This window comes from Anaerococcus sp. (assembly GCF_030825785.1).
Classification (GTDB): domain Bacteria; phylum Bacillota; class Clostridia; order Tissierellales; family Peptoniphilaceae; genus Anaerococcus.
This window is the reverse complement of the sequence record NZ_JAPJPG010000038.1, coordinates 1-14,692: the sequence shown is the minus strand read 5'-3', so window position 1 is coordinate 14,692 and position 14,692 is coordinate 1. Positions and strand designations below refer to the sequence as shown.

12 protein-coding genes, 1 tRNA gene and 1 pseudogene are annotated in these 14,692 nt (G+C 36.1%); 12 read left to right on the top strand and 2 right to left on the bottom strand.

Translation table 11 applies throughout. The features are described 5' to 3' along the window. The 3 genes from kdpC to RCH56_RS06095 form a co-directional block, all read left to right on the top strand. The coding region (gene kdpC / locus RCH56_RS06105) for a K(+)-transporting ATPase subunit C (RefSeq protein ID WP_306484090.1) at window positions 1–485 on the top strand (485 nt) is incomplete at its 5' end. An 85-nt stretch (window positions 486–570) separates the two neighbouring features. After that, entirely contained in the window at window positions 571–1,305 is a 735-nt protein-coding gene (locus RCH56_RS06100) for a response regulator transcription factor (RefSeq protein WP_306484089.1), read from the top strand. Beyond that, window positions 1,292–3,217, top strand: coding sequence for a DUF4118 domain-containing protein (locus RCH56_RS06095; RefSeq protein WP_306484088.1), 1,926 nt, complete (start codon window positions 1,292–1,294; stop codon window positions 3,215–3,217). Before RCH56_RS06100 ends, RCH56_RS06095 begins: the two co-directional genes overlap by 14 nt. Window positions 3,218–3,484: 267 nt before the next feature. Here RCH56_RS06095 and RCH56_RS06090 read toward each other — a convergent pair. Continuing rightward, window positions 3,485–4,682: pseudogene (locus tag RCH56_RS06090) on the bottom strand (IS256 family transposase). Window positions 4,683–5,556: 874 nt separating this feature from the next. Between RCH56_RS06090 and ylqF the strand changes: the two are divergent. From ylqF to topA, 5 genes are read left to right on the top strand one after another with little or no spacing between them, the layout of a single operon-like run. After that, entirely contained in the window at window positions 5,557–6,393 is an 837-nt protein-coding gene (ylqF, locus tag RCH56_RS06085; protein WP_306484091.1) for a ribosome biogenesis GTPase YlqF, read from the top strand. Beyond that, window positions 6,390–7,019, top strand: a complete 630-nt coding sequence (locus RCH56_RS06080; RefSeq protein WP_306484087.1) for a ribonuclease HII — start codon at window positions 6,390–6,392, stop codon at window positions 7,017–7,019. Before ylqF ends, RCH56_RS06080 begins: the two co-directional genes overlap by 4 nt. Further along, entirely contained in the window at window positions 7,009–7,356 is a 348-nt protein-coding gene (locus tag RCH56_RS06075) for a YraN family protein (protein WP_306484086.1), read from the top strand. The genes RCH56_RS06080 and RCH56_RS06075 overlap by 11 nt, the downstream gene beginning before the upstream one ends. Next, complete coding sequence (gene dprA, locus RCH56_RS06070) at window positions 7,346–8,437, top strand: DNA-processing protein DprA (RefSeq protein WP_306484085.1); 1,092 nt, start codon at window positions 7,346–7,348, stop codon at window positions 8,435–8,437. The genes RCH56_RS06075 and dprA overlap by 11 nt, the downstream gene beginning before the upstream one ends. 4 nt (window positions 8,438–8,441) lie before the next feature. Then, on the top strand, window positions 8,442–10,496 hold the full coding sequence (gene topA, locus RCH56_RS06065; protein ID WP_306484084.1) for a type I DNA topoisomerase: 2,055 nt from the start codon (window positions 8,442–8,444) through the stop codon (window positions 10,494–10,496). 609 nt (window positions 10,497–11,105) lie between these two features. Here the strand turns inward: topA and mscL are convergent. Further along, window positions 11,106–11,516 (bottom strand): large conductance mechanosensitive channel protein MscL, encoded by a 411-nt coding sequence (gene mscL, locus RCH56_RS06060; RefSeq protein WP_306484083.1) that lies wholly within the window; start codon window positions 11,514–11,516, stop codon window positions 11,106–11,108. A 107-nt stretch (window positions 11,517–11,623) separates the two neighbouring features. Here mscL and RCH56_RS06055 point away from each other — a divergent pair, with 107 nt between their 5' ends. The 4 genes from RCH56_RS06055 (at window position 11,624) to RCH56_RS06040 (ending at window position 14,368) form a co-directional block, all read left to right on the top strand. Next, window positions 11,624–12,214, top strand: a complete 591-nt coding sequence (locus RCH56_RS06055) for a CoA pyrophosphatase (protein ID WP_306484082.1) — start codon at window positions 11,624–11,626, stop codon at window positions 12,212–12,214. Then, complete coding sequence (locus tag RCH56_RS06050) at window positions 12,204–13,034, top strand: aminoglycoside 6-adenylyltransferase (RefSeq protein ID WP_306484081.1); 831 nt, start codon at window positions 12,204–12,206, stop codon at window positions 13,032–13,034. Before RCH56_RS06055 ends, RCH56_RS06050 begins: the two co-directional genes overlap by 11 nt. A 3-nt stretch (window positions 13,035–13,037) precedes the next feature. After that, on the top strand, window positions 13,038–14,249 hold the full coding sequence (locus RCH56_RS06045) for a D-alanyl-D-alanine carboxypeptidase family protein (RefSeq protein WP_306484080.1): 1,212 nt from the start codon (window positions 13,038–13,040) through the stop codon (window positions 14,247–14,249). Between the two features lie 42 nt (window positions 14,250–14,291). Then, window positions 14,292–14,368, top strand: a tRNA-Arg gene (locus RCH56_RS06040). The last annotated feature ends 324 nt before the right edge of the window (window positions 14,369–14,692 follow it).

Here is a 14,692-nt window from a genome sequence, read left to right as displayed (position 1 = left end):
CAAATGGTAGTTTAATAAAAGTAGATAATGAAGTAGTTGGATCTGAATTAATAGGTCAAGATTTTACTGATCCAAAATTATTTCATTCGAGACCATCAGCTGTTAACTACAATGTCTATGAAGATGGAGACAAGTATGATGGATTAGCTTCTGGTAGTAAAAACTTAGCAGTAAGCAACCCTAACCTAAAGAAAAGAATTAACGAAGATATAGATAAGTTTATTAAAGAAAATCCTACGGTATCAAAAGAAGATATCCCTGAAGACATCATAAGCCAATCAGGCTCAGGTCTCGATCCACACATTTCTGTCAAAGCAGCTCAATTACAAGTTGATAGAGTAGCAAAAAATACAAATCTCTCCAAAGAAAACTTAGAACAACTGATAAAACAAAATACTAGTGAAAAAGCTTTGGGAATCTTTGGCGAACAAACTGTAAATGTATTGAAACTAAACATAGACTTAGTAAGTGAAATGAAAAAATAATATTGTAATATAAGGCCTCAGGTAATCATAACTTGAGGCTTAGAATGATTTGACCAATATTTTGCTATAAAGAAGGTAAGTAAATATGAATGAAAATATAAAGATATTAGTGGTAGAAGATGACAGAGCTGTGAGAAACTTGATATCAACAACATTGCAGATAAATGATTATGAATATGACCTAGCAATTGATGGTAAAAATGCTCTACAGCTAATGACCTCAAATAAATATGACATAGTATTTATTGACTTGGGCTTGCCTGACATTGATGGAATAGAAATAATAAAAAAATTCAGAGATTTTTCGACTACTCCAATTATAGTAATTAGCGCTAGGACCAATGATGAAGATAAAATAGAAGCCTTGGATGCTGGGGCAGATGATTTTTTGACCAAGCCATTTAATGTTGACGAACTTCTTGCAAGAGTTAGGTCAACCTTAAGAAGAATAAACTATGCTGAGAATAATAGTGTTGAAGAAAAAATTTCATTTGAAAATGGAGATATAAGAATAGATTATCCTTCTAGAAGCGTATTTATTAAAGGTGAAGAAATACATTTAATGCCAATAGAATATAGTTTGTTATGTTTATTAGCAGAAAATGTTGGCAAGGTTCTTACCCACCAATATATCCTAAAAAACATTTGGGTCAATTACCTTGAATCTGATCTTTCTTCTTTGAGGGTATATATGACCTCTCTTAGAAAAAAGATAGAAAAATTAACTGACGATAAGTATATCCAAACTCATGTTGGAGTTGGCTACAAGATGATTAGAATCAATAAATCAGGGGAAGATGAAATAAATGGATCTAATTAATAGAGATTTGGTATTAGTTTGTATCTCTGAATCCCAATCTAATAGTCAAGTAATAAAAGAAGCCAATGAGATAGCCCAAAATGAAAAAGCTAAACTAATTGCTCTATATGTATCTGATAGAGATAAGTTTCATGAAAAAAAGGACAATGACTACCTACAAGACAATTTAAGTCTAGCGGAAAATATGGGGGCTATGGTTGAGATTATATATGATGACGATATAGCAAGCCAAATAATAAACTTTGCAAAACTATATAAAGTAAAAAAAGTTGTAATAGGAAAAAATCAAAATGATTTTAAGCTATTATCTTTAAATACCAGTATATATGATCAAGTGGTAAAAAAATCTGACAGAATTGACATTTACGCTGTTCCAATAAATGATAAGGTCAAACCTTATGGATTTAAAAAAAACAAAAATATATCAAAAGATTTGTTAATTGCTTTTATAATACTAGCAATCAGCACTCTAATAGGTTATATATTTTATAATTTTGGCTACAGTGATGCAAATATAATAATGATCTATATACTAGGCGTTTTTATTATTGCTCTTGTAACTTATGATGAATTAGTGAGTTTTATTTCATCTGTAATATGCGTATTAGCCTTTAATTATTGTTTTACTCAGCCAACTTTAAGTTTATCAGTATCTAATCCTGAATATATTATTACTTTTTTAGTCTTATTAACAGTATCATTTTTGACAAGTAGGATAGCAAGCCAGATAAGAAAAAATGCAAAGAACTCATCAAATATGATATATATAACAAAGCTTTTGTTAGAAACAAATCAACTTTTACAGACTAAAATATCCAAACACGAAATCATAGAAACAGGCTGTAATCAATTATCAAACCTACTAAATAGAAATATAGTTTATTACGATATAGTAGATGGAGAAATTCAGGATCCACTAATATTCAATGATGACCTTAGGGATGCTGATACAGAATTTCTCAGAGAATTAGAAATAGTAAAGTGGGTATTTTCCAATAACAAAAGTGCAGGTGCTGGAACAGAGTATTTGCCAGATGCGAAGTACTTATATTATGCCATCAGATTTAATACAAGTGTTTATGGAGTTATAGGAATATATTTGGGCAATGATAGGCTAGATTCCGTAGAAAATAAAATTTTACTAGCCATCCTTGGAGATATGTCTTTGGCTTTAGAGAAAGAAAAAATTTTGAAAGATAAAAACGAAGCTAATTTGAGAATAAAAGATGAACAATTGAAAACAAATCTTTTAAGATCTATCTCCCATGACTTAAGAACACCCCTAACTACTATTTATGGTAATTCGGATATATTACTTAATAATTCGGGAAACTTGACAGAAACAATGAAATTAGGGCTATATAGAGATATTTATGATGATTCCCAGTGGCTACTGAATCTTATAGAAAATTTACTTTCAGTAACTAGAGTTGAAGAAGGTAAAAGCAAACTAAAAATAGAACCACAAATGGTTGAAGAAGTCATAGAAGAGGCCCTAAAGCATGTAAGCAGAGATAAAAAAAATCACAATATAACTGTTGATATAGACGATGACTACCTAATGGCTGATATGGATGTGAGGTTAATAATACAAGTCATCATAAACCTTGTAGATAATGCTATAAAATATACTTTTGAAGGGTCAAGTATCAATATAAGAGCCTACCAAGATGCAAACAAAGTCATAATCCAAGTAGCAGATAATGGAAAAGGAATTGAGGATACCGATAAGAAAAAAATATTCCAAAAATTCTATTCGGCTAATAACAAAATCATCGATAGCAAGAGGAGTATAGGTCTAGGCTTATATCTTTGTATGATTATAGTTAAAGCCCATGGTGGCGAAATAAGTGTAACGGATAATATACCAAGTGGATCTGTATTTACTATGGTTTTAAAAGCTAGCCAATAAATGATAAACTATGTTTTATACTTTGTACAAATATAAAAGAATTATAATATGATACAAGTAAAAAGAGCTACCAAATTAAATAAGGTGACCCGGGTCGGTAAATAATTTTGTGTATCAACCTTAATCCTGATAAAAGGGTAAGGGCTGATACATTTTTTGTATCAATGTTAGTCCATTTCTATAGGAATGGAGCTTTACTTAATTTTACACAACTTTAATAAACTGTCAAATTTTTATGAAAATTTACAGCCGATTTTATACTAAATTCTAAACTTGATTAAAACCTCCCTTCAAAAATATTGATAATTGGGATAAGATTTGATCCCAGCCACGTAATCTACTTGTCCACTTACTTGAAGCATCTACCATTGCTAGATACAAGATTTTTTGCAAAGCATAGTCGGTTGGGAATATTGTTTTGTTTTTTGTTGCTTTTCTTAGTTGTCTATTGAAGTTTTCCATGGCGTTTGTTGTATATATTAGTTTTCTTATGCCTTCTGGATATTTGAAGTAGGTTGATAATTCTGACCGAGTTTTTCTCCAAGAGCTTACACACATTGGGTATTTTTCACCCTATTTGTTTTCAAATATTTCTAGATTAGTTAAGGCTAGTTCTTCTGTTGGTGCTTTATATATTGCTTTTAAGTCTCGCATTAATTCTTTGATGTCTTTGCTGCTTACATATTTGGTTGAGTTTCTTATTTGGCGGATTATACATGATTTTCCCCACACTTTTTTGGTGAATTTATGCTTTTGGGTATACTGCTTCTATGGCTTGTGTGAATCCTGGGAGGTTATCTATTGAGAATATGAGTACATCTTCTAGTCCTCTTTCTTTTAATTGATTTAAGATTAGTAACCAGTATTTGTTTGATTCATTTTCTCCTACCCACATGCCTAGGATTTCTTTAAGGCCTTCTAGATTGTAGCATAGGGCAATTTATACTGCTTTTTTTACTACTATGTTGTTTTCGCTTACATGGTAGTGTATAGCGTCTAAGAATACCATAGGATAGATTTTTTCTAACGGTCTATTTTGCCACTCTTCTATGGTTGGTAGTATTTTGTTGGTTATTTTGCTTACTATTGTTTCTGATATTCCAAAGCCACAGATATCTTTGATTTGACTTGATATGTCTCTAGTTGTCATTCCTTTGGCATACATTGATATTATTTGATTTTCTATGTTTGAAATGTCTTTTTCGTATTTTCTTAATGCTTGTGGTTCAAATGTTGCTTCTCTATCTCTTGGTATGTTTAAATCTATGTTTCCATAAGATGATTTTACTGTTTTCTTGATTGAACCGTTTCTTGTATTTAGAAAAAGTGGTTTTTCACCATAATCATAGTCTAAATGCTCATCTAATTCGGCTTTTAAAAGTTCTTCCATTGTATCACCTAAAAGATCTTTTAGTGCTTTTTGGATATCTTGTGTACTTTGAGGTTGATATTCTTCAATTAACATTTTTGCTATTTTGCTTCTTTTTGTCTCTGGTATTTTTCTTGGCATAATAATTCCACCTGATTAGTTTTCTTTACCCTAATCAGGAGGTTCTACACACAAAATGTTGCACAGTCTCCTTTATTGTGATGTGAACATAAAGGATGCAATATTTTCCATTGTATATACAGCGGTACTGTTTGCTTTAACTTCCTATACTTGGAAGAGGGCTTTGACTTATTATCAGTCTGCTTCTAGTTAGAGGAGATTTTCGTTTATTATTTATCTATTTCGGGTAGGATTTTAATAGATAGAAGGAGGGCTTATGAAATTTGTTAGGTTAGTGTTTTTGACTCTTATATATTTTATCTTAGTTGAGCTTGGGACTTTTCTTTTAAAGAGAAAGAATAAGGGATTTGATTTTGATCAAAAGAAGAGGTCATTTCTAGTTATATGTTTTGCCCTTATAACAAATGGGCTTATTTGAGGTCTTCGGGAGAGAATAGATGAGTAAGGTAGATAATAATTTAGAATCTTTAGTTAAGAAATATAGGAAAGGGATTAATTATTTTATTCCTATAATCTTTGGGCTTTTGGGAACAAATGTGAACCACTGGCTTTATCCCTGTGGGCTTCTTCTAATGCTTATCTTTAATATAAGCTATGAGCTTCACTTTGAGGGAAAGATTGTCTCTAAGAAAAAATTAGCTCTCAATCTCTTCTTTCTTATATTATTTGTAGTATTAACCTTAGCATTTCCGGAAGAAAATATCCCTACGAACAATAAGAATTTTAGTCTATAGATCTGGGCTTAAGTTGCCTAGGTCTTTTTTCTTGTAAAAGTATGGCTATTTTATGTATAATATATAGAAGAGAATACGGAGGAGATATAATGACGATGAATATTAACTGGTTTCCTGGTCATATGAAAAAGACCAAGGAGATTATTATAAATAATTTGAAGCTGGTAGATGTGGTCTTAGAGATAATCGATTCGAGGATACCAATTTCATCTAGAAATCCTATGATAGATGAGATTGTGGCTGACAAGCCAAGGATGATTATAATGAATAAATCAGACCTCTCAGATCCTGAGGAGAACAAGAAATGGGTTAAGAAATTTAGAAAAGAAGGGATCCCTGCCCTTTTGATGAACTCAAAGGAAAATGTCCCTGTCGATAAGATCTACAAGGAAGCAAGGACCCTCCTTAAGGATAAGTTTGAGAAAAATGAGAAAAAGAATATAGATAATCCCATGATTAGGATGATGATTGTAGGTGTGCCAAATTCTGGTAAGTCCACCTTTATCAACAAGGTTTCAAAGAAAAAGGGAGCCAAGGTAGGTAACCGTCCTGGTATTACCCAAACCAAACAATGGATTAAGACTGGATCAAATATCCAGCTCCTCGATACTCCTGGAATCTTGTGGCCTAAGTTTGAAGAAAAAATCGGCCTCCACCTTTCCTTTACCAATGCTATTAAAGATGAGGTTCTAAATATAGAAGACTTGACCCTTAAGTTCTTGGAGGAAATGAAGGAAAACAATCCAGAAGCCTTGGTCGACAGATACGGAGTTGATCCTGCCCTTCCTGCCCTAGAAATCTACGAGACCATAGCCAAAAAGCGTGGGGCTATAATTTCTGGTGGAGACTTTGACTATACGAGAACTGCCAATATTATTCTAAATGACTTTAGATCAGGAAAGCTTGGCAAGATTACTTTGGAAAAAGCATGAAATATTCACCATACGACGATGCTATAAAGAAAAAGGTCCATGAAGACTACGAGCTTATAGCTGGTATTGACGAAGTAGGCAGGGGACCTCTGGCAGGTCCTGTCGTAACTTGTGCTGTGATTATGAAAAGAGATTCTCACATAGAAGGAGTGACTGATTCGAAGAAGCTTACTAGAAAGAAGATGCTAAGCCTCAAGGAAAAGATCCTAGCTGATGCCATAGATTTTGCCTATGGCTATGCCAATCCTAAATTAATTGATGAGCTTAATATCAAAAACGCCACCCATAAGGCCATGGAGGATGCCCTAAACAAGCTTAAAATCCGCCCGGAAATCGTCCTAATCGATGCGGAAAGGATAAATACTGATATTCCTCAGATGAATATAGTCAAGGGAGACCTAAATGAATATTCCATATCTTGTGCATCAATTCTTGCCAAGGTCAGACGTGATGATATTATGATTAATTTTTCAAAAATCTATCCTGGATATTCCTTCGAGACTAATATGGGATATGGGACCAAAAAGCACTACGAGGGCCTAGAAAAGTTCGGAGAAACTCCTATCCACAGGCAGACTTTCTTGAGGAAGTTCCACGAAAGGCAGCTTAGTATCTATGACCTATAAGAAGGAATTTGGAGATTATGGGGAAAATTTCGTCGAAGACTATCTCAAGGAAAAGTCCTATGAGATCCTTGCTAGAAATTACAGGAAGCCCTTCGGCGAGATAGATATAGTGGCGAAGTTTTCCGATATGATTGTTTTTGTAGAAGTTAAAACTAGGAAAAATGCCAATTTTGCAAGTCCTGCCGAGGCAGTTACTCCTAGTAAGCAAAGGAAAATTATCCAAGCAAGCCAGGCCTTCCTTATAGAAAATAATATGACAGATTTGCTTGTGAGATTTGATGTTGCTGAAGTTATAGCGGATGTGGGAGAGATTAATTATATAGAAAATGCCTTTTAAATTTACTAAAAACGAAATTATTTTATATTTAAACTACATATATTTGAATAACCAGACAATCCTAGACCTCTACGAAAAGACGGGCTTGGAGGACTTTTTCGAAAAGGATAGGACCTATTATGATTTCCTTACAGATAAGATCTACGGGAAGGTTTTTGATAAGGAAAGTATCGAGGCCTTTAGGTCATATCTGGACTTAGTCTATGAGAAGGATTATAAATATGTCACCATGCTCGATGAAGCTTACCCTAAAAATCTCTTATATATAGAAGATAAGCCAGCTGTATTGTATTACAAGGGAGAGTTTGACGATGAGGCTGACAAAAATTCCATAGCCTTCGTAGGTTCGAGGAAGTGTACGGACTACGGGAGATGGGCCTGTAAGAACTTGGCAGAAAGTATAGCCATGGCTGGAATTACAACAGTATCAGGCCTTGCCTATGGGATAGATGCGACCTGCCACAAGGCAACCCTTGATGTGGGCAAGAGGACAATCGGAGTTATAGGTTGTGGGATCGACAAGATTTATCCTAAACAAAACAGGGACCTCTACAGGAGAATCGAAGAGACAGGACTAATCCTTTCAGAATTTCCCCTAGGGACGGAGCCTATTGCCTTTAACTTTCCCAGGAGAAATAGGATAATATCAGGGATTTCCCTAGGTACAGTCGTGATTGAAGCCAAGGAAAAATCGGGGACCATGATTACTGTAAGGTGTGCCCTAGACCAAGGTAAGGAAGTCTTCGCAGTGCCTGGAAATATCAACTCTATCTATTCCAAAGGGACCAACAAGATGATCCAAGAAGGGGCCAAGCTCGTCCTTTCTCCAGAAGATATTATAGAAGAGCTCGACTATATGAAAGATTTGGACCTCGGTCGAAGGAGTCTTGATTATTCAAAACTTGATAAGGCAGAGGCCCAAGTGGTAAGATACATTGTAAACTACCCCAACTCAAGTGCTGACACTATAGCTAGTGGCTTAGATGAAGAGATTGACGTGGTCAATTTCCTCCTTACATCGCTTGAGCTTAAGGATTATATAGAAAATATAGGAAATAACGAATTTAGTATAAAGGAGTGAGTATTTGGCTAAGAACCTAGTAATAGTAGAGTCTCCAACCAAGGCCAGATCCATCTCAAAGATGCTCGGAAGAAACTACAAGGTAATGGCAACAGTAGGCCACCTCCGTGATCTTCCAAAGAGTAAGTTTGGAGTGGATATAGAAAATAACTTTGAACCAGAATATATCAAGGTTAGGGGACGAGCAAAGACTATAAATGAACTAAAAAAAGAAGCGAAAAAGGCAGAAAATGTCTATCTCGCGACAGACCCGGATAGGGAAGGAGAAGCCATAAGCTGGCATTTGCAATTTCTCTTAGACCTTGACCCTGAGGCCAAAAACAGGGTAGAGTTCCACGAGATAACCAAAGAAAATGTCAAAAACGCCATCAAAAACCCAAGAAAAATCGACCAGAACCTAGTTGACGCTCAACAGGCAAGACGAGTGATGGATAGGATTGTAGGTTACGAGATAAGCCCAATCCTCTGGAAGAGGGTCAAGGCAGGCCTATCTGCTGGCCGTGTCCAATCAGTTGCCCTTAAGCTTATAGTAGATAAGCAAAAGGAAATCGACGATTTTGTTCCAGAAGAATACTGGACTATAACTGCCCACCATAAGGAAGGCAGGGAGAAATTCGACTCAGAATTCTATGGACAAATCAACAAGAAAATAAAAATAAGCAATGAAAACGGAGCTGATAAGGTCCTCAATAAAATCGATAAGGATAAGTTTGAAGTTGTAAAAATTACCAAGACTAAGAAGAGAAGAAAGCCTCAAAAGCCATACACAACCTCAACCCTCCAACAAGATGCCTCCAACAGATTAGGATTTTCTACAAGATATACCATGCAGCTAGCCCAACAGCTCTTTGAAGGTATAGATGTAGGAGATGGAAGCGTGGGTCTTATTACCTATATGAGAACTGACGCAAATAGGATCTCCAAGGAGATCGTAGGCGAAGCCCTCTCATATATTAAGGAAAAATACGGACCGGAATATGCTGGCAAGGGAAACACCTATGGGGGCAAGAAAAAGGGCAGCCAAGATGCCCACGAGGCCATAAGACCAACCTCTATTAGGAGAAATCCTCTAGAGATTAAGGAATACCTAACAGACCAACAATACAAGCTCTACAAGATGATTTGGGAAAGAGTCGTAGCAAGCCAGATGACAGATTACGAATTCCTATCAACCCAAGTCCTCTTCGACAACAATTCCCTAATCTTTAAGACAAATGGGAGAATCACCCTATTTGAAGGTTTCAATAAATTGGGAGCAAATAAAGAAAACGAAAATATCCTACCAGAGCTTAAAGAAGGAGACATAATAAGTGCTGAGTCAATCGATAAGGACCAACACTTCACCAAGCCTCCTGCAAGATATACCGAAGCAAGCCTTGTAAAGACCCTGGAAGAATTCGGCATTGGTAGACCTTCAACCTATTCTGCAACCATCAATCAAATCATCTCAAGAAACTACGTAGAACTTGAAGAAAGATCAATATTGCCAACAGATCTAGGAAAAACCGTAAATACTTTCCTCCAAGAAAACTTCGACGATGTAATAAACGTAGAGTTCACCAGGGAAATGGAAGATGCCTTAGATAATATCGCAGAAGGAGATAGATTCTGGAAAGAAACATTAAAGTCCTTCTACAAAGATTTCGAAAAAGACATGAAGGGTGTCAAAAAGGATGGCAAGGACTACAAGGTAAGAGATGAAATCCTAGACGAAAAATGCCCAAAATGCGGCAAGCCGCTTGCTATAAAACACGGAAGAAATGGGAAATTCATAGGATGTACCGGCTTTCCAGACTGCAACTTCACTAAATCTATAGTAAAATCTACTGGAGTAAAATGCCCAGAATGTGATGACGGAACAATAATAGAAAAAGTCAGCAAGAGAGGCAAGAGATTCTACGGCTGTGACAACTACCCAAAATGCGACTTCGCCCTATGGGACCCACCAACAGGAGAAAAATGCCCAAAATGTGGCTCTCTCCTAATCCACAAGAAAAACAGGTCCACAGACGAAATAAAATGCTCCTCATGTGACTATGTCAAAGAAAAGAAGAGATAGAAAAGAGATATCTCGACTACACTCGATACTAGGGTAAGATAGGAAAGCTAGCTTTCCTACTATTTTCCCTTGTTTCGACCGAAGTGGAGAAACATCACGTGTTACTTTTAAAAAACAGTTAATTTTTGAATTCGAAATACAGTGGAAATCACATAATCTCCATCTCTAATGGAATTGTCACAGTGAGCATAGCGAATTGATGAAATTCCTTAATCGAGGTTTTGCGAGATGAAGTGTAGCTGAATCCGCAAACTACCGTCGACAGAGCGAATGAAATGAGCGACGAGAGATCTACAGTCGATGATGACATGTGTATATTAAAGTTCAAGTTATCTACGTAAATACCTAAATAACAAAATCTAAAATCAAACATGTTCCACGGTTCTGTAGACCTCTCACGTGAAGTTCGGGGTGGCGGAGTGGAATATTTGATAAGAGAGATATCTCGACTACGCTCGATATAAGGGGGAAAGAAATAGATGTCTCGGCTACGCTTGACGCAAGGAGAGATAGAGTGTAGTATTAGAAAGTACTTATTCTATAAATTATCTATCAACAAAGCATAAATTTCCTCAATCAAAAAGCCGCTTTTCGCGGCTTTATTTTTTCTTATTCATTTGCGTTTACGTAGTCGGCGAGCTTAGATGTGCAGTGTGGACATCTTGTTGCTTCTACTGGAATTTCGCTTTTACAGTATGGACAATCTTTTGTTGTTACTTCTTCCTCTTCATCATCTTTGTGTCTTGCGTTTAGTGCCTTAACTATCATAAACATTACAAGTGCGATAATTAAAAATGAAATGACAGCGTTGATGAAGTTACCTACCTTTAGGCTTGCTCCTGCAATATTAACTACTATATCTTCGTAGTTGATTCCAGCTGTAAGTCCTGATATGATCGGCATTAGGATATCGTCTACTAAGCTTTTTACGATTGCTGTGAAGGCAGATCCCATGATTATACCTATAGCCATGTCAATAACATTACCACGTGCTATAAATTCTTTAAATTCTTTTAACATTATTCCTCCTAGATTATATTTACACCACTATTATACCCAATATAAATTTATTATTATATATTTGACTTTGAATCCTTAATTTAATATCATTTATTATAGGAGATATTATGAAAAAATTATTAGTTGATGACGATTTTTACAATAAATTAAGAAATTTCGCGGTCTTTATACCGATAATTGAGATTGATGGCAAAGACCATATCCTACTTGAGGTAAGAAGCGCCCATATCAGCCAACCTGGGGAGGTGTCTTTCCCTGGTGGAAGAGTTGAAAAAGGTGAAGACTTCAAGGAAGCCGCTATTAGAGAAACGATGGAGGAGCTATGCCTAGATCATAGTGATATCGAATATCTGGGATATTCTTCTATGACTCTCAATTCATCCTACAGGCATGTGAAGAGTTTTTATGGTAGAATTAAGAAAAATATTGAAGATATAAAGTATAATGAAGAAGTGGAGTCAGTCTTTGCTGTGGATATAGACTATCTAAAGGATAATCCACCAATCAGATATAGGTCGCCTTATAAGGTAGACTATCCGGAGGATTTCCCCTTTGACAAGATCCCTAATGGCCAGGAATACAGGGCATGGAGGGGCTATAGTGACTTGTACTTTTATGATACAGAACCTGTAATCTGGGGACTTACAGCGAGACTTTTGAAGAATTTTATAGAAAGCTGGATGATAGATGAAAAGTGAAATTAAAAATAGATTTGTAGACTATGCCAAGGACAAGGATTCCATAGTTTCTATATTTTACCTTAAATCAAACACAAATGACGAGTTCATTGATTTGTATACTGTTGTCGATGAAGTTATTATAGGAAAGCTTGAAGAGGATATCAGATATCTCTTCGATGATATTATCCTTATCAATAGGAGAAAGGATAGCTTTGAAGTCGATAAGAATAAGCAAAATTATACTATAATAAATGTATACAAGGAAGATAATACAAAGATTTCTGAGTCAATTATAGCAAAAGATTTGGCAGAAGACTTTATAAAGAAGCTTCCAAGCGATATCGAATTTATTTACAATAGGGCTGGTGAGAAGAAACTTAATCCAAACAGGGACTTCAAATACGACATGGCCAAGGAATACGAATTTAAGTCCTGTGTGGACAATTTCTTTGCCAATGCTATCGAAGTTTCCCTATATATTAACCAGAAAGATCCAATAGCAGCTTCGATCAAGATGGATGATTTGCGTTATGAGCTAATCAAAATGCTCAACTTCCATATTATAGATAAATTCTACGGCCTAAGGGATATGGGCAAGGACGGGTCAAGCCTTATCAACTCCCTAAGTAAGGAATATAGAGAAGATTTGGAATTATCCTATAATACTAACGATCTCTTGGATATTTATAATTGCCTCTTTAAGGCTTGTGGCCTATTCAGGAAAGTTGGCATGGCTGAGGCAGAGAACTTAGGTTTTGAATATAATAAGAAGGCCGATGTCAAGGCCCTTGAGCTTTTGCGTAAGAACTATAGAAAGCTCGAATCATTTTTGAGGTAGACTATGAAAATTAAGAAAAATATAACAGCCCTTATCCTTTCCTTAATCCTGATACTTACTGGGACGACTTCCCTTGCGGCAGGTGAAGGTAGGGTAGTAGGACTTGACGACAATGTTACAGCCTACCTTATAGGAAATCAAGAAACAGGAGATATTTACTACGAGAAAAACGCTGATGAAGCTCTACCTATGGCTTCTCTTACCAAGCTTATGACTTTTCTTCTAGTAAGAGATGCAATCGATGAGGGAAAACTTGACCTAAATACTAGCGTGAAGGCAGATAAGAGAGCAGAAGAGCTTACAAGCTGGGAGTACTCTGCCCTAGGACTTAAAGAAAATGAATCCTACTCTGTAGAAGAGCTTCTCCAAGGCCTCATCGCGGTTAGTGGAAATGACTGTGCTCATCTTCTAGCCAAAACTGTAGGAGGAAGCGAAGATAAATTTGCCCAGTTGATGAATCAGAAGGCAGAAGAACTAGGACTTACTAGCCAAAAATACTATAACGCAAGTGGGATAAATACAGATGATGGTAAGGAAAATAAGTCATCTGCCAGAGACCTCTTCAAACTATCTTCTGAAATAGTAAAGAAATATCCAGATATCCTGGGATATTCGACCATGGATGAAGTAAATATTCCAGGCAAGGGCATCAAGAAAAACTCCACCATTCCCCTAAGAGGAGAAATAAAGGGAGTAGATGGCCTAAAGACAGGAACCACAGACCAGGCAGGTTACTGCTTAATCACAAGTACAGATATGAAAGAGCTCGATGGCAACGACGAGTTTAGGACTATAGGTGTGGTGATGGGAGCAGATCAGAAAGATACGAGAGATAGCGTCATGAGTGATTTGATCTATTATGTATCCAGATACTACTCATGCGAGAAAGTCCTAGATACAAACAAAAGCCTAGAGACTATAGATGAAGTAAGCGCCAAACAAGGCTACATAGATCTCTTCCCAAAAGAAAACCTAAGTATCATATCCAAGGATGACAAGAAAGTAGCCACTAAGATAAGCCTAAATGATAAGATTAAGGCACCAATCAAAGAAGGAGAAGTCCTAGGTAAGGTAGATGTATCCTATGATAACGAAGCCCATACGATCGATCTTATCGCCAAAAAGGACGTCGAAGAAGCAAGCCTATTTTCAAAGATCAAAAGAAATGTAGAAAATAATATAAATTTCTTGCTCCAAGTATTGATTGCAAGATAAAAAACTATATAATAATAGAGGACGCATTTTTGTCCTTTATATGTACTGGTAGCTCAGCTGGATAGAGCACCGCCCTCCTAAGGCGGGTGTCGGAGGTTCGAATCCTCTTCGGTACACCAAAATATGGCTGTTGATATCAACAGCTTTTTTTGTGGGGAAAATTCTAATGAGATACTTCGACTAGGCTAGGCTGTTGGTTAATAAATAGATCTCTCGACTAGGCTCGAGATAAGGAATGAGGGAAAGCTAGCTTTTCCCCCCCCCGTATCACTTGCTTCGAAACAAGCCCGTATGGCTCTAGGAGGACTGGAGAAACCTCACGTATTACTTTTAAAGAGCAGTTAATTATATAACCTAAATTAAAGAATATATTACTATTAACAACCATCTCTAATGGAATTGTCACAGTGAGCATAGCGAACTGATGAAACTCCTTAATCGAG